This is a genomic window from Coleofasciculus sp., assembly GCF_046539235.1.
GTDB lineage: Bacteria > Cyanobacteriota > Cyanobacteriia > Cyanobacteriales > Coleofasciculaceae > Coleofasciculus.
Genome location: NZ_JBKHHI010000003.1, coordinates 19,654 through 43,414, shown reverse-complemented (window position 1 = coordinate 43,414; position 23,761 = coordinate 19,654). Strand labels below are relative to the sequence as shown.

The window sequence follows — 23,761 nt, the reverse complement described above, 5'->3', positions numbered from 1 at the left end:
ATTAAATGATACAGTTAAACCTGATCTCTATAAGGACACGACAATGCCATGCCACTACAGCTATTTATCAGGTCTTAAATCAGCGATATTTAATCTCCTATTTAACCAGTTGCTCAAACTTTCACTTCATCGGCAAAACTAGCCCGACGGACAAAGTAAAAGGGACCAGCAATGGAACCCCAAATATGTTCATCAGTTACGGGGTCTCGTCCCCGATCTAAACTGATAAACTGATTTTCGTCAATTTCAAACGTGCTATCTAGATAGGTTTCCTTACCTTTGCGGAAAACTTTACAGGCTTTGCCCGGTTCAACCTGTCCTTGAAAGCTTTTCCCTGTCCATTCGACAATCATATTACAACCAGGAAGTTTATCTAGCTGATCGGTGGTTAGGGTTTGCAGGCGGTTAAGATCACGAGAGGCGCCGTAAAATTTTTCGGGTTCTTTAACGGTGTAATTTTCAATTTCAATATGATCCCCAACTACCATTAATTTCAACACCCGTAAGCGGTAAGGGGCGTTGAGAAGATAGTCATAGGCTTGTTCGACAAACAAACTGACTCCATCTAGGAGTGGCGCGGGGAGGGGACGCATAAACACCCGGATATGGGCATAAAAGGGCGGATTGTCAAAAGCCTGTTGTTGGTTACTAAAGTCAGCCGCCATCCAACGGGCTAATGTGGCAATGTCAGTAGAATGAGTCATTAACGGTGTTTGAATCAAGATATTGGATCTGGATCAATTGTAAAACGTGGCGTATATTCCTAATCACAGAGGCATTTCCATCTGGATTGCTGTACCCTAGGAGAGTCGAGCGGTGAGCAAACCTCTGTGGATGCAATTCTAGAGCAAGCCAAAGATCTCAAACAAGCCCTAACCAACTTCGTACTGGAAGCAGACGGAGAGTTAGCCGTCGCCTTAGAAACCTATGCGGCGGATCAGTTGACGCGAGAACCCTACGATATCAACCAGCGCAACTTGGCGATTGATACCTTCTTAACTGAGGGTGAGGTGGACAATCAGACGCCGTTGGATTTGTTCCAGGAACACCATCCTAATTTAACAGCCAGCGATCGCACGCTGCTAAACCGCTGGCGAGATAGCTTTATCGGCTTGTTTGAACTCACCCACATCCTCCCCGATGGCTTTGAACTGAAAAATTGGCTAACGGATAAGCATTACACCGTCAAACCCACTCATCCTACCACCATAGACCAGATGCAGGGGTTTAAGGTTGGGGAAATCTTCCTCACTCGCCTCGCCCCTGTCACCGATACCTACTGGATGATTTTCAGTCCAATTATTTCCAAAGGGCGCTTGAGTCAGCCTAAGCTAGCTGTAGCCATTGGGGAATTCAAGAACAACTACAAAAATGCCCTGTACAGTGACGCATCAGAACTATTAGAACAGGCTTGGGACTCTGTAGCGACTTATCATCAGTCATTTGTAGACTTCTTTGGACGCGATCGCGTTACCCTCCCTGGATACCAGCTTAATCAAAAATTGGCTCAACTGCGGGATAAAATGACCCAAGAACGTCTAGCGGCGGCTGGGATTGATCCATCGAAATCCCTCAAAGAGATGATTCAAGATTCGGGTACGGATGAGGAAGACGTTAAATCAGCGGCGGTAGAAGCAGGCGCAGACGCCACAGCAGTAACCAATATGTTGGATAATGCCGCTAAATCTCCGATGATGATACCTAAGGTGGATTTACCGGACGATATCCGCAACGCTGAACAGGTGACGGTTTTTTCTCATCCCCGTTGGGGTCAGATGTTTCTTCCCAGTTACTCTAAGTTTCAAGAGATGCTAGCATCCGAAGACTGGCAAACTTATCCCAATGCTGAACAACGAGTCCACAAATACTTAAATGATCCTCAGATTAACCTGTTTATCTGGCAACAGCTAGCCGAGGAGTATCCTACTCAACTGGAGACGGTATTACAAACAGTGTTAGATCGTCCAGATTTTAATCTCCCGCAGGATTTAGAACCCACACTGCACCACGAGTTTCATAAACCATTAGAACCGGAACTCCCAGAAATTGCTAGCGTTCCCCTGCATTTGCACAATCTGTTTGAGTCGGCTGTCGCGGAGGTTCACAAATCCAAGTCCAAAGGTAAGCGGAAAAAGAAAGCCGCCAAAGGCTTCCAATAATCCTTTGGATAGGTTAGGATAGGGCAAATTATCTACTAATATCTCTATCTATGGATAGAAAAATCATTCGCCTTTGCCTATTAGTCGTGAGTTGTAGTGCGGTGGGACTTGTTCTGGGAGGAACTGCTGCTCAAGCGGAACTGAATCAGTGTTTAGGTGTTGCGACACCGACCGATGAGTGCTTGTTGCAAGAGCCCATGGTTAAAACTGTCGAAGGTATGGGAATGGGTTTATTAGCGGGCGCTGGTGCTTCGGTTGGCGCAGTCTGGCAGATTTGGCAAAATAAGTCAGTCGGTGGGGACAAGTAACGTTAATGGTTATTTGTTTATGTCATTTGTCATTCGTCATACTCGCTCCCTTGAGAAGCAAGCTACGTCATTCGTCATTCGTCATTTGTCATTTGTAAGGGTTGAGGGATAACAACTGCATAATTTCCATGCACATCAGTTTATTAGTGCGGTGCGTATTTTCCTCCTACCCTAATAGCATAATCTGCATGAGGTTTATTTTTGGTGTATTATATTAGTATACCAATATATATTCCCATCGACAATGCCATTTCAGAAAAATCACAAATTGGGAGCTAAAAAAATATTAGACAAGCCACTCGACAGAACTCCTATTTGCTTCAAAGGGTATGAAGGACAAAAGGATAAATTAAAATCAGTTCCCAATTGGCAGGAACGGATGAGGCAGTTTGTGAATGAACTGATATCTGAGCAAAATGAGGAGATTTGCTGAGAGGTGATTCGGGATTAGGTTACAGTTACTAGCCCTACCTAAATCAAGATTCTAGGTAGGGACTGCGCTCAACTTTTGTTCAAAACCCCGTTAGTAGGCAAGACCCATACTGCGGGTGGTTTCAGCGCCAAGATAAACTCGAACGCTCAAGAAATCGGTCGGACAAGCGGTTTCGCAGCGCTTGCAACCGATACAATCTTCAGTACGTGGAGACGAGGCAATCTGACCAGCTTTACAGCCATCCCAGGGTACCATCTCCAACACATCGAGGGGACAAGCCCGTACACATTGGGTGCAACCGATGCAAGTGTCGTAAATTTTGACGCTATGAGACATAGAATAACGACTCCAAACGAGAGTTATCGGTGATTGATTTAGATATCCTCCCCACGCTAACCCGAATTGGGGATAGTCAGGGATTCTAATGGCATACTGTTTACCTGATGACTCAGGTAAGGTGGTCACAGTCCCAACTTTTGACAAGCCCCCGTTATCCCTTATTCAAGTTAACGGTAGGTTCTGTGACAGTACGCAATCTATTATTGCAGATGGATCTGCTCACACACGGGCGATCGCTCTCGCCGTCTAATCAACGATTATGACAGGAGTATTCTCGCCGATCGCAGTAAGACAGACAATGGATTAAGGTTTAGTTTACCGCAGCGCTCTCATCTGTTTGAGCATTAAGTTACAGAACTTCAAACTCTGTAACATTTGTGGGGAACTTAAAGCGGACACATAAACAATAACGGCAAAAAAGTCAAGTACAATTATGTCATCAATCTTAGAAAACAAAGACCAACAACATCCCCAAGAAAAGAGCGATCGCGCGATCGTGGATCGTCTGTTGGAAATAAAAGCTGATCCGACGGATTACCAGTTGACAGAATTGGCGCGATTACGGATTCGTTATTCTCGGTTTCCTGGCGCTAGGAAGATTCAACAGGGGCTCGAACAGATTCTCCATCAGTGGAATTTGACAGAAGAACAGTTATTTGAGTTAACCCGTCAAATCCACAGCCAGGGTCATGTTTACAAGCAACCCAAGTCTGTCGAGAGCCAAGATGACTGGACTTAATCGTCATTTGTCATTTGTCATTTGTCATTTGTCCTTCGTCCCCATTTCCCCCATCTCCTCCAGCTTCCTCATCTTCCTCATCTTCCCCAGCTCCCCTTAATCCGTATCCGCCAGTGATTTTTTAGGAATTGGCGGCAATTTTTTCATGATATGTTGATGGTGATTCAGTCGATGTTTAGACTTAGTTAACTCCTCATCAATGGATTTTGGATTAAGCTCACGGGATTGATCCACTACCTGAACCGCCGCCGTTGTAATTTCAGTACTGGCGGCTTCGACAACTTGTGCTACCTCAATTTGCTGTTCCAACTGTTCTGTGGAAGAAACGAGTTCACTAAGCCCGTTGACTAGCTCTTTGAGATTTTGACGGAACGCCGGATCACCCGTTAAATCTTCCAAATCTGATGTAATCTTTTGCGTATTTTCAAACGTTACCCGTGCTGAGTCTAATAGCTGTTGCAATACGATAGCATTGCTGGGACTGTCCAGGGAATTGGAAATATCACGTAGATCAGCAGATACCGCTGCTGCATTAGCGGAGAGGGTGACTAAATTTTCGGAGGCGGTTTCGACGTTTTCGAGGATGTTGCTGATATCCGCTTGATCGACTTGTGCATTTACTGAATCAATCGTCGTGTTGACATTTTGGAGAGTGGGTCTCAAGTCGCTTAACAGAACGCCCAACTGATCGCTGGTTTGACCAACACTATCTAAAGTCCCGACTAAAACTGCTCGATTTCTGCTGACTAAATCATTCGTTGAGGCAATTAATCGATTGAGTTGCACGGCTGTCTGACTAAATTGATCCGCTGTATCACCAATGCGTTGAGTTGTCTGGGTAGCCGCTGTGGTAATCGCATCAGACGCCTGAGAAAATCCGCCGACTTCTTGACGCACGGAACGCGATAATAAGGACAATTCACCCGCAAGTTGAGCGATACCACTGGCGGCGAGGGAGGCATTTTGGGCGAGGGTGTTGATGTTATTAAAAAATTGCGGATCGGTATAGATGGTGGTTAAGCGATCAGTATTGCGGAGAAGTTCAATAAAGCTCACCCCAATCTCACCTTGAACCTGCTCACCACTACAAATAATCATATCCGAATTGCATTCAGAACTCAGAGGATTGATCGACTGGATATTTGAGGACACTTCCCGACGTGGAGTAATGTCTACCGAGGTTTCACCAATTAAACCAGATTGATTGGCTTCAATGGCGACATCTTCTGGGATGACTAAGTCTTCTGATGCAATTTCGATGGTGACATCAACGCCATTGGTTGTGGCTTGAATATCGGTAATGTTGCCCACATCAACCCCGCGATAGCGCACAGTGGCACCTTCTTTCATCCCGGCGACGTTGGGAAAGTTGACCACAAAGCTGTAACTGCGATCGCCAAACTTCCAACCCCGAATCCAAACCGCCAAGCCAGCAAGCACGGCTAGTCCGACTAGAATCAATAAGCCAACTGAGCCTTCTCGAATGGTTCGCGATCGCATGGTTTCTCCTCACTGTACCTTAAGTGGTGAATTGGCGGGCATTTGCCGGGATAGATGACAATGGCAAATGACCGATCAAGCCCTTGCTCCCATCCTAACCAACCACCTGAATTGGTCCGCTGGTACTGGCACTGAAAAATTGTCGCACCAGAGGATTATCGGTTGTATCAATCTCGCCGATAGGACCTTGCCACTGTACCTTGCCTTTATAGAGAAACACAACTCGGTCAGCGGTACGGCGAATTGTACTATCTTGGTGAGTCACCATCACGTAAGTTTTACATCCACCTTCAGCACATTGAAGTTGACGGACTAAATCTTCAATTACAGTAGAAGCGATCGGATCAAGTCCAGCCGTGGGTTCGTCATAGAGTAAAATTTCCGGATTGTCTTGGGGATTATCCGGGTTCGTCATAATCGCCCGGGCAAAACTCACTCGCCGACGCATCCCGCCTGAAAGTTCAGCCGGATACTGATCGGCAATTCCGGGTAACCCCACCATCTCTAGCTTCTCATCCACTAATTCCCGAATACGCTCCTCAGACAGTTTAGAATGCTGGTAGAGGAAAAACCCCACATTTTCACGGATACTGAGGGAATCAAACAAAGCGGATTGTTGGAATACCATACCGATGCCAATTGGGTCTTTGGCATCTTCAATTAAACCCGAACGCTTTTGTCCTTGCACATAGATTTCCCCCCCATCCAGGGGCATTAAACCTGCCATCATGCGTAGAATCGTAGACTTACCCGTACCAGAGGGTCCAATGATACCTAAGGCTTCGCCCTGATAAATCGTCAGATCAACATTATCCAGGATGACGTTACCCCCAAAGGACTTGGAGACTCCCTTTAGTTCAATCAGTGGTTCTTTCATAAGGAACTAGTCCAAGAAGGCAGGAGACAGAAGGGAAGAAAGCTTGTACAGTAAGTTTTTTATTCCTTTTTCAACTGGAGAGTTATTGCGGCGAGACTGTACTATTGAGACAATGAGCGATCGCGATCATGATTAACCTCGTTCCTATTGTCTTGGCGCAGGTTTGTGCTACCTGAGAAGAAACACATCTGCTTAAATAAGGGCGGGTTTTGTTGAAATGTTATCGGTATTTCCTCCTAGGAAAGCGTCTAAACTCACCTCTACAGTCAATTTTCTTGGCTGGTTTTCTCAATTTCACTCACTATCCATTCCCACCGCACAGGCGGCTGGGGAATTCCGCCAGATAAGTTAAAAATTCCCCAAATACGCCTTAACGAGATCCACTCGCTGCCATGGCTGAATCCGCTTCTGATTCTGCCTCCAACCCAAATACACGACAGAAGGCTTTTTGCACCTTATCGCCTGAGTCAATCGACTCCAAGGGGTCTTTCCGCAAGCGGTGACGCAAGCACAACGTAATCACCCGGCGAATATCATCCACTGTGACTTCCGTGCGCCCTTCAAAAGCAGCCAAGGCTTTGGCAGCACGGTTAGTGACAATATCCCCTCGCAATCCATCGACATCCAATTCTGAGCAAATCTCAGAAATATTCACCCGCATGTCATAGTCCATTTCAACTTGGGGTAGTTGCGCCTGGGCGGTGACGATTTGCTGCTGCAATGTCTCTTGGGCGTCCTGGTGTTCTTTGATGTAATCCAAGGGATTTTTGTCAAACGCGGCGCGTTCCTCCACAATTTTGACCCGCAGCGCTGGCTCTTTGACAGTGCGGATTTCCGCGTGCATGCCGAAACGATCCAGGAGTTGCGGACGCAGTTCTCCTTCTTCCGGGTTGCCAGAACCTACCAACACAAAACGAGCCGGATGGCGAATGGAAATGCCTTCTCGTTCGACGGTATTCCAACCACTAGCAGCGGAGTCCAATAGCACATCAACGAGGTGATCGTCAAGTAGATTCACTTCATCGACATAGAGGATACCGCGATTAGCTTTAGCTAGCAGTCCGGGTTCAAAGGCTTTCACCCCTTCGGCTAATGCCTTTTCAATATCAATCGTGCCGCACACTCGGTCTTCGGTTGCGCCCAAGGGCAGATCAACCATCGGCACTTTTTTCTTGACTGTTGAAGCAGATTGTACTCCTCCATTACTATTCATCCAGTCGGGTTCGTTGGGATCGCTATTGAAGGGATCGTCGGCAACCACTTCAATTTCTGGCAACAAGTCAGCCAACGCCCGAATGGTGGTGGACTTACCCGTACCGCGATCGCCCATAATCATTACTCCACCAATTTTGGGGTCAATCACATTCAGCAGGAGAGCCAGCTTCATTTCTGCTTGACCTACGATGGCGGTAAACGGAAAAACGACGCGACGAGCAGTCTTAGGGGCTTGGGCAGTCAGACTCACTTTGATTACCTGATAACCGATAAATCACGCCTTTTATTGTGCCACACCGATGGAACGTCTGGGAGCAGGGGGAGCTTGTAGAGACGTAGCATGCTACGTCTGGGAGCTGGGGGAGCTGGGAGACAAAATTTCTATAACCCATTACCCTATTGCCTATTGCCTATTGCCTATTGCCTGACCAATGACAAATGACAAATGACAAAATCTGCCCCTATTCAAATAAAGATGCGGTTAACAATGAATAGACCTGACCATCAATCAAAAGGCGGGTAATGCCTTTGGCTTGTAGATAAGAACAGGTTTTCTGTAACATTTTTCCATCAGGCACTTTAATCACGCGCTGGGAACGGTTGGAAAAGCGTCGTGCCACCCTATGATTATCAAAAACTGGCAAAGTTTGTTGCTGGACTTCCTCAGCCGGAATACCTCCCAAGTCACTAAATTCTCGCAGAGGTCGCGCAATTAACTCGGCGGCTCGGTCTATCACTAAATAGCAGGGTTTCGGAAAAGAAGCTTCCGACAGGGGTAAAACCTGAATATTTGTCCCCCTGGGAACATGAGTCGTCGTCAGAGGTTCTGGAGTCGCAATATCTTCCTCATCTAAATCTTCGTCCCAATCCTCCTCAAAATCCTCATCTAAATCTTCATCCAAATCTTCCTCTAAATCTTCATCTAAATCCATTAAATCCTCATCCAACAAATCCTTTAGGTGGCTGGTTTCTGCCTGATCCATTTCTTCAAGCAGATCTTCTGAGTCTTCTGTATCCCTTTGAGTTTCTGTTCGATTAAACTCCAGAGGCAACTCACCTGGTTTTGCCTTTGATTCTGGATCAGATTGATCAGTTACAGAAGAACGTTTGCGCCGCCGGCGTTGATTGGGATACTCAAATCCTGATTCTTCGTCTTCTGATTCTTCCTCTTGCGATTGTATCGAGGGTTGGGGAGAGGCAGAAACCGACAACGATTCAGGTTCAATCCGTTCCACTAGCTTGGGTTTTGGCTTCGTCGTCGCTGATGTCCCTGACCCTGGCGTGCGATTAGCTCGCTTTTGCTGGATCAGGGCTTCATAGTCCGACTCCAACAACGTGCTTTTGAGCAGGCGGCTAATCGTTGAATTACTGACACCATAACGATCAGCCAGGGTTGAGGTTGTCTCTTCTGGCTGTCGATACAAGTTCAAAATATTTTTTTTATCGATTTCAGTTAGTTTTCTTGGACTCATAGCTAATTTTAAGTTCGCCGACGTGAACCGCGACGAGAACGACTGGAGACGTCATATTCCAGGGCAGCGCCTATGGCAAAAAGTACGGCACTAAATATAAAGAAGACATCTAGGAGACCCCCACTTTCATAGTCCTGACCACGAGCCTGAGCCAGAGCACCATAAGCTTTAAACCCCATATCCGCAATGTATAGGGAAAATGTTGCTGCGGCAATCATGCGCCATGATTGAGCAAAGCGCCCCCCCCAAAATGCTAACAAAAGTGTTGAGGCAATGATGAGTAGGAAGACATCAAAAACGATGTATACAAAATTCAACGTTTTGGATAAAGGACTCAGGGCTTGATCCAGGGAAATAACCCAACCGGGCAAATTACCCGTTTCTGGAACCTCAGCTTCAGTCGTTGCGGCAGCTTCAGTTGGGCTAACTGCCACCTGTAGTGAAAGAGAAGCAACCAATCGGGGGGATACTGTCGCTGTGGCTGACTCAGTTGTGGGCAAGACCGCATTGTCAGCCTCTGACTCTACGGCTACAGGAGGAGCTAATAAAACCCAAACGGCTAAAGCAATCCCCAAAGCAGCGATTAATCCCACCGTTACCCACTGCTTCCACTCTAAATTTAAGCGCCTCGGCAGAACGGCTAAAATCATGCCCCAACCAATACAGATATAAGAAATCACGTAAAAGAAATCGGCAGGGGATACATCTGGGTCAAGACCAAAGTATAGCTCCCATACGCCAAATATCAAATTGGCGATAAAGTAAAAAAGCATACCTAAACCAATTCCCAGCCAGACATTGCGTCCACTGGCAATCTGAGGGCTACGCCAATTTCTATAGCAGAGTAATGCAGCTCCTAAGAAGGGTAAACACTCCAGGACATATGTGCTAAAGGAGTACCAAAAGGGATACTCTTCTCCCGGTGGTTTGACGCTAAACAGTAGAAAAAACAGCATAGACACTACTGCCCACCCAATTCCTATATAGACGATATTCTGACTGGTCAGTAGGGATTGAGTTCCAGATGGCTTATTTACAGAGCTGCTCATAATGCTTTCTTTATCTTGAAATCTCTAACAATGGCAATTACGTAAGCAATACTTATTTATAAACTTAGCGGCTGATGTCCTAAAATTCCATCTTGGCAACCATCCATGATACATTTATTTATCCTTGACGTTCCATTATTGCCACAACTTTCCTAGGGGAGAGGATTTGAGCCACTCCATAAACTGACTTTGCTCATTTGCTGGCATATCCTGCAAGATATCGCCCACTCCTTCGGCAAAATTCGCATTGCCAAAGTATTCCTTCCCCAAGCGATAGAGTTCCTGCAATAGAGTGATCAGATGGTGTTCTTCCCAGGGTGGAACTTGCAGGGTGTTGAGCGGATCGACAGTGAGTAAGTGATTTACGGCTTCCGGCGAATCGGCTTGGGGAAAATGCCATTGTTGGAAGACTTCCGTGATATCCTTCTGAAACAATCCCGCTTGCCTATTTCCAAGTAAATCTTCAACATCCAGGTAAACTGTTTGCAGCAGTAGGAGACAGGCTTGGGTATAGGGAGCAATTTTGGTATCAGGACCGCCTTCTGTACCTAATTGCTCTAGACGAATTTTTCCCCACACACTAAAGCGGTCAGGTTCTTCTAGTAAAACACAAGCTTTTCCCTGATTATCTGTCAAATCTCGCCAGAAGGAGCGGGCTTCTTCTTCCTGATCAGCGCGAAACACGCTGATCAAGCGAAAGGTTTGCCCTTGATAACTGAGAATCGGGATTTGCTGCTCTCGCTTCGGGTGCTGAATGCTAGAAATTTCAACATCCTGCCTTTTCAGAATAAACATAACACTGGCAAATGACTCCTGACCGGGCTAGGGGGGTGCTACAGGACGAGCTGTAATCTAATTAACCATCTTTGTTGTCTGTCTTGTCTGGTCTTGTCTGGGACTTGGGCGAGTCACACAGAAGCACATCCAGTTTGTGAGCCAATCTCCTCAACTGACAACTCTTATGTTTGTCGCGGCAGGATACCTGATCCATGCCCCAAGGTATGAGTGGGATAGATAGTTGACACAAGTTTTGATCCATTATCTATGTTGGTCTATAGTAGTTTACCTTGACCTCAAGCTGCTTGAGTCTTTAGTTTCCTTAAATATTGGGACAAACACCTCGCACAAGCAAAACCCAATGTTCGGTTACAATGTTACAATCATCAACGATATCCTATATTTCTGCTACCCTGAACTACAATGAATATTGCCTGTTAGGGATTTAATTTTTGTATTATGAATCTATGCCCTCGTAGCTCAGGTGGATAGAGCAAGGGATTTCTAATCCTTTGGCCGTGGGTTCGAGTCCTACCGAGGGCGCTCTAAAATTGGGGCAAAGGTGATGGGACAAAGGTGGATGTTAGCATTAGCGAAACCCAGCCGGACGCCCTCCGGGAGTTGGGTGTTAATCCAAACCGCTCCTACTCAAAGCTTCCCCATCTTCATTACTCTAGATGCTGTTGACTAATAACCAATGACGAATGATACCTTAATTTTGTACAGCAAACCGGGTTGCCACCTGTGCGAAGGGTTACAAGAAAAGCTCGCACAAACTCAAACGTTAGATTTTCAGCTAGAGGTGCGGGACATTACCCAACGGGACGATTGGTTCCAAGCTTATCAATATCAAGTACCCGTGCTGTGTTATCACAAAGACGGAAAAGAAACACCGCTTCCTCGCCCTTCACCCCGTTTGACTGTGCCGCAGTTAGAGAAAATGTTACAGAAATATTTGTAAGCCGGAAAGAACAGCAGCCGACTCGACAGAGGACGTTGGTTTATCTGGTGATTAAAATATGGTGCGGGTTATAAAAAAACTCTCAAGCTTCCCCAGTTCCTTAGGCAGGATTTATCGAGTGTTCTTCGAGAACCTGGCTACTGATGCGATCGCGTCTGTGTAATCCTACCAAGCTACAGGAGTGCTAATCTGAAGTTCTTATTGGCCCCCTATCCCTCTCGTCGTGAGGAGTTAATTGAGATGAAGCTACATAACCTACTCAGGGCAATTCCTAACGTGGTGGAAATGCCGAATCATCCAGCACTTGACGCCAAAATCACGGGAATCTGTACCAATTCCCACGCCTGTCAACCGGGAAATTTGTTTATTGGCATGCCCGGAACCCGTGTTGATGGTGGGGAATTTTGGCAAAGTGCGATCGCGTATGGTGCTGTCGCGGCGTTAATTTCTCCCCAAGCGGCACAAAAACACCCGCCTCAGCCAAAACCTGATGCTGAACCGCCCTGCATTATCTGTGCCACTGACATGACGGTAGCCTGCGCCCAAGCATCGGCGGCGTTCTACGACTACCCCACCCGCCAGCTTCAGTTAGTGGGTGTCACGGGTACGAATGGCAAAACCACCACAACCCATCTAATTGAATTTCTCCTCACCCAAGCCCAGCGTCCCACTGCCCTTTTTGGTACCCTTTATGCCCGATGGCAAGGATTTTCCCAAACAGCGGTTCACACCACACCGTTTCCCGTAGAACTGCAACAACAGTTACATTCAGCCGTAGCTGCAGGCTGCGAATTAGCAGTGATGGAAGTCAGTTCCCATGCCTTGGCACAAGGTCGGGTGCTAGGATGTGAGTTTGATGTCGCTGTATTTACCAATCTCACCCAAGACCATTTGGATTTCCACCGCGATATGGAGGATTATTTCGCGGCAAAGGCATTATTGTTTAATCCAGATTATCTCCACGGCAAAGCGATTATTAATGCCGATGATCCGTATGGTAAGCGCTTAATCGAAAAAGTTGGACGCGATCGCACTTGGAGTTACTCGGTTCAAGATCCCTCGGCAGATTTATATACGAGTGACTTGACTTATACACTAATTGGTGTTACAGGAACACTGCATACGCCAATGGGTGAAGTGACATTTAATTCACCCTTGGTGGGTCAGTACAATTTGTCCAATGTCTTGGCTGCTATTGGTGCAGTGTTAAATTTAGGGTTAGATTTAAAAACAGTAGTCACCGCCTTAAACCAATTTCCGGGAGTACCGGGGCGGATGGAACGGGTGCAACTTCAACCGGATCAGGATATTAGCGTAATTGTCGATTATGCCCATACACCAGATAGTTTAGAGAACCTGCTCAAAGCCGCCCGACCATTTATTCAGGGGAGAATGATTTGCGTATTTGGATGTGGAGGCGATCGCGATCGCACCAAGCGTCCGAAGATGGGGAAAATTGGCGCAGAATTAGCCGATGTCGCCGTGGTGACCTCCGATAATCCCCGTACTGAAGACCCAGAAAGGATTATTCAAGATATCTTAGAAGGGATTCCGGCGACTGTAGAGCCAATCGTAATTAGCGATCGCGCCACGGCGATTCGCACGGCTATCTTAGACGCCAAACCGGGTGATGGGGTGCTAATTGCTGGAAAAGGTCACGAAGACTATCAAATATTAGGAACCGAAAAAATTCACTTCGATGACCGTGAACAAGCGCGAGAAGCTCTAGTTCAGCGTAGCAAAAATACTTGATCGTCATTGGTCATTTGTCATTGGTCATTTGTCATTTGTCATTACGTGAAGTCGGGGCGGGTTTAGTTACATCTGGGTGTAACCAAAAAGATAGTAGTAAAACCCGCCCCTACACAATCTCCCCCATCTCCTGATAACTGATAACTGATAACTTCCCTGCACTCCAGCAACCTAATGAACCCACCACCGACACCGGATTTGTCCCTTTACCAGCTAGCGCTGGATAATTTGACAACACCTCAGTCTTTCTCAATCAGTCCAGTGGGACTCAAAAGCTTGATTGGAGCTATGGTTGATGTACTGATTGCAGAACAAATTCCCGCCACAATCTGGGTGAAGTCCCCATCTGTTGCAGGTTGGCGGGAGGAACTGTGGCGATATCGACAACAGAGGGGTATTCCGCAAACCCTCTATTGGTGTAACTGTGTTGGTGAAGTATCTGATGCGATCGCGTCCCAGGATGAGCCAGCCGTTAACTCGGATGCTCAACTGTTCCCCATTCAGCTAGCCGCCGGAAGCCAGCTTAAACGGGAGTTATTTCTATTAGTTCTATCTGAGCAATTGACCAGTTTGATTGTGGCAGATCAGCTACCTGAGGGGGAAAGTCCTCATCAGTCTCAGTCATGGCTGGCTATTTGTACGTTTGAACGACGAGTGATCTATCGGGTGTTGCAGGGACTCAGAGGAAGTATTGCGATCGCAGATAATACGCCCGACGAGTTACTTGCTGGAGGGGATAACCGATTTTCCTTGGTTCAAGCGACAGATGAGAAGACGTTAATCACCCAGGTGTTAGTCAAACAATTACAACGAACGGCGGAAATTCTCCAGTCAGGAACAATGGCTGAACCTGGACAGGATAGCACCATTACCCAATTAACCCATCACCTCAGCCATAAAGACGAACTCCTACGGCGAGTGGCGCAGGAACTGAAAACTCCATTAACGAATATGAAAACAGCGCTGAGTCTGTTGGAATCGCCTCAACTCAAACTCGCCCAGCGTCAACGTTATCTACAGCTTCTCAATAATGAATGCGATCGGCAAAATTCATTAATTGTGGGATTGTTGGATCTGGTTGAAGCCGATGAACCCCAAGCGGGAGTCAAGTCGGTAGTAGAATTGGCAGAGATTATTCCTGGTGTGGTGAGTACCTATCAACCGTTGGCTCAAGAGAAAGGAATTCAAGTCGGTTATACGATCCCGGCTGATCTACCGAGGGTTTCCTGTTTAGAAACCTGGTTACGGCAAATCGCTATTAATTTACTGCACAATAGTCTCAAATTTACTCCCGCCGGAGGTCAGGTGAGGGTACTGGGAAGTCTTCAGGGGGAATATGTTCAGTTGGCATTTACGGATACAGGAAACGGAATTGCAGCCAGTGAAATTCCCAAGATTTTTGATAGTTTTTATCGAGGACGCCCCATTCCTGGGGAAGAAATGGGAGCGGGTTTGGGATTGACCATTGTGCAGCAATTATTATTGCGTTGTGGAGGTTCGATTTCGGTAACCAGTCAAGTAGGGAAAGGATCGACGTTTAAAGTATTATTGCCTGTTGTTGGTGATGATCAATGAGACAGGTTGTCAGGGCGGATTGTACCATTATCGTTTCTTGCCATCCAGATGTTACTCAACCCGCTCTTACCGACTGTTTTTTTCAGACTGCTACACTAATATTCCCTCTTGATTACTGCTATTATTCCTAACTTCCAAAGGCAAAAATATCGTCATCACTTCCCCAGCTTGCGGTCGCTGACGCACAATTAGTTTACCGCCCAAGGCTTGGAACAAATGCTTAGTTACGTTCAGATTCAAACTCAGACTGCCTGTTTCTGGCTGAAACATTAATAACTGACCAATTGACTTTAACGTCTGACAGGTTGACTGTCCAAACTTATCCAAATTCCCCGAATTATCTGGGTTAGATTGGGACTGAAATTGCAACTTTAACTGGTCTCCAGCGGGAGTGACCTGCACCTGAATATGACCGCCGGCGGGTAAGGTACGGGTAAAATTCTCCACTAAACCCGTCAACACCTGATCTAACATCGAAGGATTACTCACCACCGTGGGCAGATTTTGCGGTAATACCACATCTAAGCTGATATTACGCCGTTGTGCCTGCTTTTGCCAGTGGGGAATACTGTTTTGGAAAATTTGCGCCAATGACATTGATGTGAGATTAACCGGGGCTTCTTTTACCGCTTTTGTTTCTAATTCAACGGCTCTAAAAATTAACTCCATGCGGTTAATCTGTTCGGTACATTCATGATCTATGATTTCCAGACGCCGAATCACTTCTGGCGCTAAATCTTTACGTTTTAATAATAATTTAGTTAAGGTGCGAATCGTCGTTAGTGGTGTGCGAACTTCATGAGTTAAAGCTTGCAGAAGTTCCACATCCGGGGCGGATTCACGGAGTTGAGACACTCGATGATTAACAAGGGTTTCTGATTTAGCTAATGGTTGCCAATCCCGGTCTTCAATTGTCTCACTATACGCCGGGTCTGTAGAGACTGGAGTAACTGAATTAATCGGTGTTACTGCTATCGTTTCATGCTTCGGTTCTGCAGAATATTCCGGCATATTTTGCAGCAACTGACGCCCAAATTGCATAACAATTTTATAATCGGGAGGCTGAGGCGCAAACTGCTTAACTAATGTATCTAAATAACTCAGTTGATGGGGATTGGCTAATAATAATCGAGGATAAAGAGACGCCCAAGCTTTTTGCACGTCCTCTGGAGCAAAGGAGAAGCGAAATCCAGGTACACCATTTGGGTCTTCTCCCGCCGCCATAACTAAACTAAAGCCACGGGTAAAGACTAAGCAAAACTGCTCCTCAGTCAATGAGTCAGCCGGAAATAAGCAGAGTTCATAAGTAGTATTAACCGTACCCTGAGCTTTTTCCGGATGAGCTGGAGGCAATTGAAAGGGCATAAAACTCCAGGGGTTTACAGTTTCAGTCGTAAACACCCCCGTTTGAAAATGAGAAAGCAGATCCGAGTGGCTTAAAACAGGTGCAGGACCGGCTAAAACTAACCCGTTTAGGGAGGCTGAGTTGTCGCCTTGATCCTCTGAGCAAAGGACTTGTAAGAGTAACTTTTCCAGAGACGCGATCGCACTTTGCCATTCTCGCTGCGATCTCCTTTCGTCTCTGATCCGCTGACTCGCCGCACTGCGCTGTCCCTTATCCATGACAACCGTTGTCGATTCAACCTGAGATTCGACCGGATTGTTCACCCCAGTCGGCGTATTCTCAGCTAAAACTTCGCTGATGTTTGGTAACAACCACTTTTGCACCACTATCTATCCCCATGAACTGCCAATTCTACTTGTCTATCTATGAGGATACTGGCTCTCGTCATCTCTCCGGGGTCGTAGAACCGAACCCCTGAGTCGCAATTTCCGTGGAATGGTCATTTGTCCTTGGTCATACTCGCTTTCCGAAAAGAAGCAAGCTACGTCCTTTGTCAGGGAACGGGAAATTGACAATAGACTAAACCTAGATCGCAAGTGATCAACCGGACATGATACAGTACCAAATCAGGATTAGCTACCGTCAATCTTTGAACTGAATCCCATCACCTCAGCGACGGCGGTGGTGGTTGGCTTAATTCCTCGCTGTAATTGGTTGTTGCAATGTTGAATCGCCGTATCCGGATCTTTTAACCCATTCCCTGTCAGCACACAAACCACTGTTGCTCCCGTGGGAACTTGATCTTTCACTTTCAATAACCCCGCCACTGATGCAGCGCTAGCGGGTTCACAAAATATTCCTTCTTTTGATGCTAAAAGGCGATAGGCTGCCAGAATTTCCTCATCCGTAACGCTATTAAACTGCCCCTGACTGGCATCTTTTACCGCAACAGCTTTTTGCCAACTGGCTGGATTGCCAATCCGAATCGCGGTAGCGATTGTTTCCGGATGCGCCACTGGTTCACCCAGAATCAGGGGTGATGCCCCAGCCGCCTGGAATCCCATCATCCGAGGTAAGCGATCGCACAACCCATGTTGATGATACTGGCAAAAGCCCATCCAGTACGCCGTAATATTCCCGGCATTTCCCACCGGAATACACAGCCAATCTGGGGCATTCCCTAAATTATCAACAATTTCAAACGCGCCCGTTTTTTGACCTTCCAATCGATAGGGATTGACCGAATTTACCAACGTTACCGGATAATTTGCCGCTAACTCCTGGACAATCCGTAAACAGTCGTCAAAATTTCCCTCAATTGCCAATACCTGTGCCCCATAAACCAATGCCTGCGCCAACTTCCCCAAGGCGACATACCCATCTGGAATTAACACAAACGCTTGCATATCCCCCCGACTAGCATAAGCCGCCGCCGAGGCAGAGGTATTTCCGGTACTGGCACAAATTACCGCCTTTGCCCCGGCTTCCTTTGCCTTAGAAATCGCCATGGTCATGCCTCGGTCTTTAAAGCTACCTGTAGGATTAAGACCATCATATTTAACCAATACCTTGACTCCTTTGCCCACCGCTTCTGAAAGGGCAGGAGTGGGGATCAGAGGCGTATTTCCCTCCAAGAGAGTCACTACGGGAGTTGAGGTGGTGACGGGTAAATAAGACCGATAGGTCTCAATTAGACCCGACCATTGACAAGGCTTGGCAAAGGTATCTGTAGTTTGAGGGATATTGGTAGCAGACAGAGTCATGATTTCTTTCTGAATTTTGGTCATGACAAATGACCCGAAAAAACTTTTGAGTGACCAGAAATTCCATAGCACATCTGTAGGGGCGGGTTTCACCATTATCGCTGCTTGCCACCCAGATGTCACTAAACCCGCCCTAACTAAGTGCAAGAACTCTTGGACAAATGACGAATAACATAAGACAAATTCATCCCACGCCTATTGGTCATGGGATGAACTCAATCAATTACCGAGAACGGTTATGAGTGACCGATTCTTTTGATTTGTGATTACGACGCTTCACCAGTTTCGGACGTTCTACTTTGTTTTCAATCTCGATGGCGGCTAACTCCGGTTGTGTGTGGTCGTAGACCATTTGCAAGGCGGCGGCAGCGATCGCGTGGGGGTCGTATTCTTCACTCAACTCCCGCACGATAGGCAGGAATGATGCCATACGTTCTCCGGTGAGTGCCTCTCGTAACTCATCTTGCAATTTCTCCAAGCGCCGCGCTTCGATTTGCGATCGCGTGGGAATCCGAGACACCTGTAAGTTCTGCCGGACTTTCCGTTCAATCTGGTGCAGTTTGCGCCGTTCAAAGGGTTGAATCAAGGAAATCGCGGTTCCGGTTTTCCCAGCACGACCAGTACGACCAATCCGGTGAATATAACTTTCCACCTGATCAGGCAGGTCGTAATTAATCACATGGGTGAGATGATCCACATCCAGACCCCGTGCAGCAATATCCGTCGCCACCACCCAGCGCACCTGACTCTGGCGGAATCGGGACAACAAGCGCTCCCGTTGGCTTTGGCTGAGGTCGCCATGATACTCATCCACACTATGACCAGCCGCTTGTAACTGGCTAGTGAGTTCCGCGGCTGACCGCCGCGTCCGCACAAAAATTAGGGCGGCTTCGGGGTCTTCCAGCGCCAAAATCGGCTGTAGGGCTTTGGACTTTGAGCAGCCACGGGGGATCATATAAACCCGTTGCTCAATCCGTGCTGGGGTGGCTTTAGGTAGTTCCACGGTTACCGTCACCGGGGATTTGAGGAACTGATTGACTAAATCCCGAATCGCCTTCGGCATTGTTGCCGAAAAACAGGCAGTCTGGCGTTCTTTCGGGGCTTGCTTGAGGATTTTCTTGACATCATCGATAAAGCCCATGCTCAACATTTCATCGGCTTCATCTAAGACCACCCATTTTACTTGATCTAACTTCAGATCTCCTCGATCCAGCAAATCGATCACTCGTCCTGGCGTCCCGACAACCATTTGGGCATTACGTTGTAACAGACGAATTTGGCGATCAATGGATTGTCCTCCGTAGACGGTGACTATACCGACACGGCGATTGCTGGTCAAGTCCCGAATGGCATCTGCCACTTGTCGGGCTAATTCCCTGGTTGGAGCAAGAATTAAGGCTTGTACGCCTCGGGCATTGGGATCAATCTGTTCCAAAATCGGCAAAGAAAAGGCAGCGGTTTTCCCTGTACCGGTTTGAGATTGAGCGACCACATCTTGCCCTGCCAACAGTTCCGGAATGGCTTGAGATTGTATTTCCGTGGGTGTATCAAAACCTAATTTTTCCAGTTGATGGAGGCACTCTTCAGATAAGCCCAGATTATTGAATGAAAGGGTCATAATTTAACAGTTGTTGTGAGTTTTTCGTGATGGTTAAGGTCAGTCGTCAGTGAGCAAGAGTCTGGGGCGTAGGAGTTGGCAATCGCCAACATTCCCTTACCCTGAATCGACTCTAGTTAACCGACAACTAACAGTGGACTAGGGACTACAGAACCATAGAGGTCATAGATGCCAGCATCGGTGATTTCTACTTCCACGATGGTCCCCAAGGGGGCTTCGCCTTGGACGTAGACTAATCCATCGACCTCAGGGGCAAATCGAGCTGAGCGACCGATCCGTTTTCCGGTTGAGGGGTTCTCTTGCTCAATCAGAACGTCAACGATCTTGCCCACTTCACCTTGGTTTTTCTTCAACGTAATCGGCTGTTGAACTGCCATCAGCGTCTGGCGACGCTTCTCCATGACGGCTTGGGGGACCCGATTGGGCAAGTTGTAGGCTGGTGTACCCTCTTCGGGAGAAAAAGTAAATACACCAACGTGGTCAAACTCGTGATGCTGGACAAATTGCAGCAAATGGTTAAATTGCTGCTCTGTCTCGCCAGGAAACCCGACGATCAAGGTAGTCCTCAGCACCGCATTCGGCAAGGCGGCTTTAATCTGATCAATAATCTGATCATTCACTCGCCCCTGCCAAGGACGGTTCATTGCACGCAGGACTTCTGGATGGGAATGCTGTAGGGGTAAATCCAAGTAAGGCAGAACATTAGGCGTTTCCTGAATTGCTGCCATCACTGGCTCGGTTAAACCGGTGGGATAGGCATAGTGCATCCGAATCCAGGGGATATCCACCTTACCTAATGCCCGCAATAGTTCAGCTAACTTGGGTTCTCCATACAGATCGACGCCATAGTTGGTTGTGATTTGAGAAATGAGGATTAATTCCTGCACGCCTTGGGACGCCAATTGTTCAGCTTCCGCCACAATTGATTCAATCCTTCGCGATCGCTGGTTTCCCCTCAGATACGGAATAATGCAGAAGGCGCACCGATAGTTACATCCTTCTGCTACTCGCAGGTAAGCGACTCCTTCTGAGGTTGTGCGATAGCGCGGCGTTGTTTCATCCGCAATATAGGTTGGTTCGGCTGAAACGGCTTTGACCCGTTCTCCTGCTTCTACCCGTTCTATCACTTCGACGATGTTCTGATAATCGCCTGTTCCGACTACAGCTACAGCTTCTGGCAATTCTGCCAACAATTTCTCTTGGAAATGTTGTGCCATGCAGCCAGCAATAACAATTTTCTTATTGGCTTCTGCTAGCTCAACTAGCGTGCGAACCGATTCTGTCCGCGCTGCCTCTATGAAGCTACAGGTATTTACAATAACATATTCGGCTAAATCTTCGTTGCTATCGACTGGGTAGCCCGCTTGAACCAGCAGACCCAGGATATGCTCCGTATCAATACGATTTTTTTCACAGCCTAAATGAGAAATGGCAATTGTTGGCTTGTTGCCCATGGGGTTATCTACTACAATCGGCACTAGAGTGGAGTAGCGCTTGATTTCCAGCGCTCCTAATCAGTAAGCATGAGTTGTGAGCAGTTCCCTGTCACCGTTCTGGAGAGAAGGTCTCCATCGTTCAGGCTAATTCAATCCTGATCACTTGATTTTTTCCCAGCTTTACTCGATTCATCGGGGCATAGTCTTAGAGTTTACCCACGCTCCACCAGTCCGGATGTTCTTTGGTTGCTCTAGTTTAACCCCGTTACTTATTTATATAAAATTTTATTAATATATGCAATACACTCGGTAACTTAATCTAACTTGACGCTTGACTGGGGGAAGGGCGACTATTAGCGAGCGTCGGCTGACGTTACCCTACTTAGCGGTTGGTGCTTAAGAATTAGGCGATGGTTATGATTCTGACAGATTTATGCTGTCATTTACCATAGTATATCCCATTTGTCAATCCATCGAATTAGTTAGATAGAGAGTCTCTGTGGTTGTCAAACCTGAGTATATTCAAATTCTTGTGAACGGTTTTCAGGTAGATACGTGAACTTACAACAAATTTTCAAGACACCCAATCCCATCATTGGCGTTGTGCATCTGTTACCCCTGCCAACGTCTCCCCGTTGGGGAGGGAGTTTAAAAGCGGTGATTGATCGAGCCGAACAAGAGGCGACAGCACTGGCATCAGGGGGAGTTGATGGGGTAATCGTGGAGAATTTTTTTGATGCTCCCTTCACCAAAAACCAAGTCGATCCCGCCGTCGTCAGTGCGATGACCTTAATTGTGGGGCGATTGATGAATTTGGTCACATTACCCGTGGGGATCAACGTGTTACGCAATGATGCCAAAAGCGCGATCGCGATCGCCAATTGTGTCCAAGCCCAGTTTATCCGGGTCAATGTTCTCACTGGCGTCATGGCAACGGATCAAGGATTGATCGAAGGAAAAGCTTACGAACTGTTGCGGTATCGCCGAGAACTCGGTAGTGATGTACAAATTTTAGCCGATGTCTTGGTTAAGCATGGACGTCCCTTGGGATCACCAAATTTGACCACGGCGGTACAGGAAACCATCGAACGAGGTTTAGCCGATGGCGTCATCCTCTCCGGATGGGCAACGGGTAGTCCTCCCAGTCTAGAAGACTTAGAATTAGCATCAGCCGCCGCCAATGGAACTCCCGTGTTTATTGGTAGCGGTGCTAACTGGGAAAATATTCCTACCTTGATGCAAGCCGCCGACGGGGTGATTGTGTCTAGTTCCCTGAAACGACGGGGGCGAATTGAGCAACCCATTGACCCGATTCGCGTCAGTCAATTTGTGGAAGCGGTACGACGTGGTGTTAACACGACAGCATCGCCGCCACCCATGTCTTCGGTCAAGTTACATTCTAAGTAAGAGTGAATCGTAACGTTTTCGATTGCTCCTGAAATTCCTAGTGCTGATTGATAAATATGAGACGCCGACGTTCTGCTCCCTGGATTCATCGCCAGTCTCGCCCGCTCATTGGTGCGATCGCGATTCTTGGTGCTTTAGATACGGCTTACCTTACCTTGGTGGAAACTGGGGTATTTAAAGAAGCCCTATGTCCCACAGGCGAGGTAATCAACTGTCAAGCTGTCTTAAGTAGTAGTTATGCTTGGCTTTTGGGCGTACCCCTAAGCTTGTTTGGCTTTTTAGCCTACACTGCGATCGCGGTATTTGCCTTTGCTCCCCAACTTGTCAAATCCTCAGATAACAAAGACTTTCGCCGACAAGTAGACGATGGGAGTTGGCTGCTGATGTTTGCTGGCTCAACCGCCATGGTTGTCTTCAGTGGCTACCTTGTCTATCTCATGTCCGTTGTCATTGGGGCATTTTGTCTCTATTGCCTGGTATCCGCTGTCTGCTCAATTGCCTTATTTGTGCTGACAATAATTGGGCGTGAGTGGGAAGATGTCGGACAACTGTTTTTCACTGGCATTGTTGTCGGTATGGTAGCGCTGATTGGCACCTTGGGTGTCTATGGCATGAGTGGTGAACAGACAACGGCTGGCGGAGTAGACGGCGGCGTGATTCCTCAGGTATCTACTGCGCCTAAAGCCCCCTACGGCTGGAAAATAACCACCACCTCTGGCGAAGCGGAAATGGAACTCGCTCGTCATCTTACCGCCGTTGGTGCTAAAAAATATGGTGCTTATACTTGTCCCCATTGCCACGATCAAAAGGAGTTATTTGGCAAGGAAGCCTTTAGCGAAATCGATTATATCGAGTGCCATCCTGCTGGTGAAAATCCTCAGCCTCAAGTGTGCCAAGCCGCAGGAATACCAGGGTATCCGAGTTGGGAAATTAATGGTCAGTTGTATCCCGGCGTTCGCAGTTTGGCAGAATTGGCAGATTTAACCGACTACCAAGGAAAACGCGACTTTAAGTACCGATTGCGCTGAAAACTGTA

The 23,761-nt window shown here is 47.2% G+C and carries 21 protein-coding genes and 1 tRNA gene; 10 read left to right on the top strand and 12 right to left on the bottom strand.

Going from position 1 to position 23,761, the window contains the following annotated elements; translation table 11 throughout:
- Positions 1-113 precede the first annotated feature (113 nt).
- Positions 114-704, bottom strand: coding sequence for a CpcT/CpeT family chromophore lyase (locus ACLFWI_RS00875; protein ID WP_446411323.1), 591 nt, complete (start codon positions 702-704; stop codon positions 114-116).
- Positions 705-830: 126 nt separating this feature from the next.
- Here ACLFWI_RS00875 and ACLFWI_RS00870 point away from each other — a divergent pair, with 126 nt between their 5' ends.
- Together ACLFWI_RS00870 and ACLFWI_RS00865 are read left to right on the top strand one after the other, a co-directional pair.
- Complete coding sequence (locus ACLFWI_RS00870) at positions 831-2,159, top strand: hypothetical protein (protein WP_446411322.1); 1,329 nt, start codon at positions 831-833, stop codon at positions 2,157-2,159.
- A gap of 50 nt (positions 2,160-2,209) precedes the next feature.
- On the top strand, positions 2,210-2,467 hold the full coding sequence (locus ACLFWI_RS00865; protein ID WP_446411321.1) for a hypothetical protein: 258 nt from the start codon (positions 2,210-2,212) through the stop codon (positions 2,465-2,467).
- 523 nt (positions 2,468-2,990) lie between these two features.
- On the opposite strand, the gene psaC is transcribed toward ACLFWI_RS00865, so the two are convergent.
- Positions 2,991-3,236: a photosystem I iron-sulfur center protein PsaC gene (gene psaC, locus ACLFWI_RS00860; protein WP_006616272.1), complete on the bottom strand. Its 246-nt coding sequence runs from the start codon at positions 3,234-3,236 to the stop codon at positions 2,991-2,993.
- 436 nt (positions 3,237-3,672) lie between these two features.
- Between psaC and ACLFWI_RS00855 the strand changes: the two genes are divergently transcribed.
- A complete protein-coding gene (locus tag ACLFWI_RS00855; RefSeq protein WP_446411320.1) occupies positions 3,673-3,978 on the top strand; it encodes a DUF3288 family protein in 306 nt (101 codons plus the stop codon).
- Between the two features lie 96 nt (positions 3,979-4,074).
- Here the strand turns inward: ACLFWI_RS00855 and ACLFWI_RS00850 are convergent, their stop codons facing one another.
- The 6 genes from ACLFWI_RS00850 to ACLFWI_RS00825 all read right to left on the bottom strand — a co-directional run bounded on the left by ACLFWI_RS00850 (position 4,075) and on the right by ACLFWI_RS00825 (position 10,886).
- Positions 4,075-5,478 (bottom strand): MlaD family protein, encoded by a 1,404-nt coding sequence (locus ACLFWI_RS00850; protein ID WP_446411319.1) that lies wholly within the window; start codon positions 5,476-5,478, stop codon positions 4,075-4,077.
- Between the two features lie 94 nt (positions 5,479-5,572).
- Entirely contained in the window at positions 5,573-6,355 is a 783-nt protein-coding gene (locus tag ACLFWI_RS00845; RefSeq protein ID WP_446411318.1) for an ABC transporter ATP-binding protein, read from the bottom strand.
- Positions 6,356-6,725: 370 nt separating this feature from the next.
- Positions 6,726-7,820: a magnesium chelatase ATPase subunit I gene (bchI, locus tag ACLFWI_RS00840; RefSeq protein ID WP_446411317.1), complete on the bottom strand. Its 1,095-nt coding sequence runs from the start codon at positions 7,818-7,820 to the stop codon at positions 6,726-6,728.
- Positions 7,821-8,031: 211 nt separating this feature from the next.
- The gene (locus tag ACLFWI_RS00835) at positions 8,032-9,042 is read right to left on the bottom strand and encodes a hypothetical protein (protein WP_446411316.1); all 1,011 of its coding nucleotides are present in this window, start codon (positions 9,040-9,042) and stop codon (positions 8,032-8,034) included.
- 8 nt (positions 9,043-9,050) lie between these two features.
- Positions 9,051-10,091: a hypothetical protein gene (locus ACLFWI_RS00830; protein ID WP_446411315.1), complete on the bottom strand. Its 1,041-nt coding sequence runs from the start codon at positions 10,089-10,091 to the stop codon at positions 9,051-9,053.
- A gap of 135 nt (positions 10,092-10,226) precedes the next feature.
- Entirely contained in the window at positions 10,227-10,886 is a 660-nt protein-coding gene (locus tag ACLFWI_RS00825) for an Npun_F0813 family protein (RefSeq protein ID WP_446411314.1), read from the bottom strand.
- Between the two features lie 451 nt (positions 10,887-11,337).
- Between ACLFWI_RS00825 and ACLFWI_RS00820 the strand changes: the two genes are divergently transcribed.
- From ACLFWI_RS00820 to ACLFWI_RS00805, 4 genes are all read left to right on the top strand, one after another.
- A tRNA-Arg gene (locus ACLFWI_RS00820) sits at positions 11,338-11,411 on the top strand.
- A gap of 154 nt (positions 11,412-11,565) precedes the next feature.
- Positions 11,566-11,829 (top strand): glutaredoxin family protein, encoded by a 264-nt coding sequence (locus tag ACLFWI_RS00815; RefSeq protein WP_446411313.1) that lies wholly within the window; start codon positions 11,566-11,568, stop codon positions 11,827-11,829.
- A gap of 240 nt (positions 11,830-12,069) precedes the next feature.
- Positions 12,070-13,581: a UDP-N-acetylmuramoyl-L-alanyl-D-glutamate--2,6-diaminopimelate ligase gene (locus tag ACLFWI_RS00810; protein WP_446411312.1), complete on the top strand. Its 1,512-nt coding sequence runs from the start codon at positions 12,070-12,072 to the stop codon at positions 13,579-13,581.
- Between the two features lie 174 nt (positions 13,582-13,755).
- On the top strand, positions 13,756-15,156 hold the full coding sequence (locus ACLFWI_RS00805) for a DICT sensory domain-containing protein (protein ID WP_446411311.1): 1,401 nt from the start codon (positions 13,756-13,758) through the stop codon (positions 15,154-15,156).
- Between the two features lie 90 nt (positions 15,157-15,246).
- Here the strand turns inward: ACLFWI_RS00805 and ACLFWI_RS00800 are convergent, their stop codons facing one another.
- Complete coding sequence (locus ACLFWI_RS00800) at positions 15,247-16,887, bottom strand: sensor histidine kinase (protein WP_446411310.1); 1,641 nt, start codon at positions 16,885-16,887, stop codon at positions 15,247-15,249.
- 246 nt (positions 16,888-17,133) lie between these two features.
- Positions 17,134-18,264, bottom strand: coding sequence for a threonine synthase (thrC, locus tag ACLFWI_RS00795; protein ID WP_446411309.1), 1,131 nt, complete (start codon positions 18,262-18,264; stop codon positions 17,134-17,136).
- A gap of 22 nt (positions 18,265-18,286) precedes the next feature.
- Here thrC and ACLFWI_RS00790 point away from each other — a divergent pair, with 22 nt between their 5' ends.
- On the top strand, positions 18,287-18,436 hold the full coding sequence (locus ACLFWI_RS00790) for a hypothetical protein (RefSeq protein ID WP_446411308.1): 150 nt from the start codon (positions 18,287-18,289) through the stop codon (positions 18,434-18,436).
- 51 nt (positions 18,437-18,487) lie between these two features.
- Here ACLFWI_RS00790 and ACLFWI_RS00785 read toward each other — a convergent pair whose 3' ends face one another.
- Positions 18,488-19,882 carry a DEAD/DEAH box helicase gene (locus tag ACLFWI_RS00785; protein WP_446411307.1) on the bottom strand — a complete coding sequence of 465 codons (1,395 nt, stop codon included), beginning with the start codon at positions 19,880-19,882 and terminating at the stop codon, positions 18,488-18,490.
- A 116-nt stretch (positions 19,883-19,998) separates the two neighbouring features.
- Complete coding sequence (rimO, locus tag ACLFWI_RS00780; RefSeq protein ID WP_446411306.1) at positions 19,999-21,336, bottom strand: 30S ribosomal protein S12 methylthiotransferase RimO; 1,338 nt, start codon at positions 21,334-21,336, stop codon at positions 19,999-20,001.
- 537 nt (positions 21,337-21,873) lie between these two features.
- On the opposite strand from rimO, the gene btpA reads away from it, so the two are divergent.
- Entirely contained in the window at positions 21,874-22,725 is an 852-nt protein-coding gene (btpA, locus tag ACLFWI_RS00775; RefSeq protein ID WP_446411305.1) for a photosystem I biogenesis protein BtpA, read from the top strand.
- Between the two features lie 56 nt (positions 22,726-22,781).
- Complete coding sequence (locus ACLFWI_RS00770) at positions 22,782-23,753, top strand: vitamin K epoxide reductase family protein (RefSeq protein WP_446411304.1); 972 nt, start codon at positions 22,782-22,784, stop codon at positions 23,751-23,753.
- Positions 23,754-23,761: the final 8 nt, after the last annotated feature.

What these genes read in the sequence shown, in the direction of transcription:
- ACLFWI_RS00830 (WP_446411315.1), bottom strand. Translation starts at nt 10,091, where the DNA reads ATGAGCAGCTCTGTAAATAAGCCATCTGGAACTCAATCCCTACTGACC.
- thrC (WP_446411309.1), bottom strand. Translation starts at nt 18,264, where the DNA reads ATGACTCTGTCTGCTACCAATATCCCTCAAACTACAGATACCTTTGCC.
- ACLFWI_RS00805 (WP_446411311.1), top strand. Translation starts at nt 13,756, where the DNA reads ATGAACCCACCACCGACACCGGATTTGTCCCTTTACCAGCTAGCGCTG.
- ACLFWI_RS00845 (WP_446411318.1), bottom strand. Translation starts at nt 6,355, where the DNA reads ATGAAAGAACCACTGATTGAACTAAAGGGAGTCTCCAAGTCCTTTGGG.
- ACLFWI_RS00865 (WP_446411321.1), top strand. Translation starts at nt 2,210, where the DNA reads ATGGATAGAAAAATCATTCGCCTTTGCCTATTAGTCGTGAGTTGTAGT.
- ACLFWI_RS00770 (WP_446411304.1), top strand. Translation starts at nt 22,782, where the DNA reads ATGAGACGCCGACGTTCTGCTCCCTGGATTCATCGCCAGTCTCGCCCG.
- ACLFWI_RS00825 (WP_446411314.1), bottom strand. Translation starts at nt 10,886, where the DNA reads ATGTTTATTCTGAAAAGGCAGGATGTTGAAATTTCTAGCATTCAGCAC.
- rimO (WP_446411306.1), bottom strand. Translation starts at nt 21,336, where the DNA reads ATGGGCAACAAGCCAACAATTGCCATTTCTCATTTAGGCTGTGAAAAA.
- ACLFWI_RS00855 (WP_446411320.1), top strand. Translation starts at nt 3,673, where the DNA reads ATGTCATCAATCTTAGAAAACAAAGACCAACAACATCCCCAAGAAAAG.
- ACLFWI_RS00790 (WP_446411308.1), top strand. Translation starts at nt 18,287, where the DNA reads ATGACAAATGACCCGAAAAAACTTTTGAGTGACCAGAAATTCCATAGC.
- ACLFWI_RS00810 (WP_446411312.1), top strand. Translation starts at nt 12,070, where the DNA reads ATGAAGCTACATAACCTACTCAGGGCAATTCCTAACGTGGTGGAAATG.
- ACLFWI_RS00785 (WP_446411307.1), bottom strand. Translation starts at nt 19,882, where the DNA reads ATGACCCTTTCATTCAATAATCTGGGCTTATCTGAAGAGTGCCTCCAT.
- ACLFWI_RS00835 (WP_446411316.1), bottom strand. Translation starts at nt 9,042, where the DNA reads ATGAGTCCAAGAAAACTAACTGAAATCGATAAAAAAAATATTTTGAAC.
- ACLFWI_RS00850 (WP_446411319.1), bottom strand. Translation starts at nt 5,478, where the DNA reads ATGCGATCGCGAACCATTCGAGAAGGCTCAGTTGGCTTATTGATTCTA.
- ACLFWI_RS00815 (WP_446411313.1), top strand. Translation starts at nt 11,566, where the DNA reads ATGACGAATGATACCTTAATTTTGTACAGCAAACCGGGTTGCCACCTG.
- ACLFWI_RS00875 (WP_446411323.1), bottom strand. Translation starts at nt 704, where the DNA reads ATGACTCATTCTACTGACATTGCCACATTAGCCCGTTGGATGGCGGCT.
- psaC (WP_006616272.1), bottom strand. Translation starts at nt 3,236, where the DNA reads ATGTCTCATAGCGTCAAAATTTACGACACTTGCATCGGTTGCACCCAA.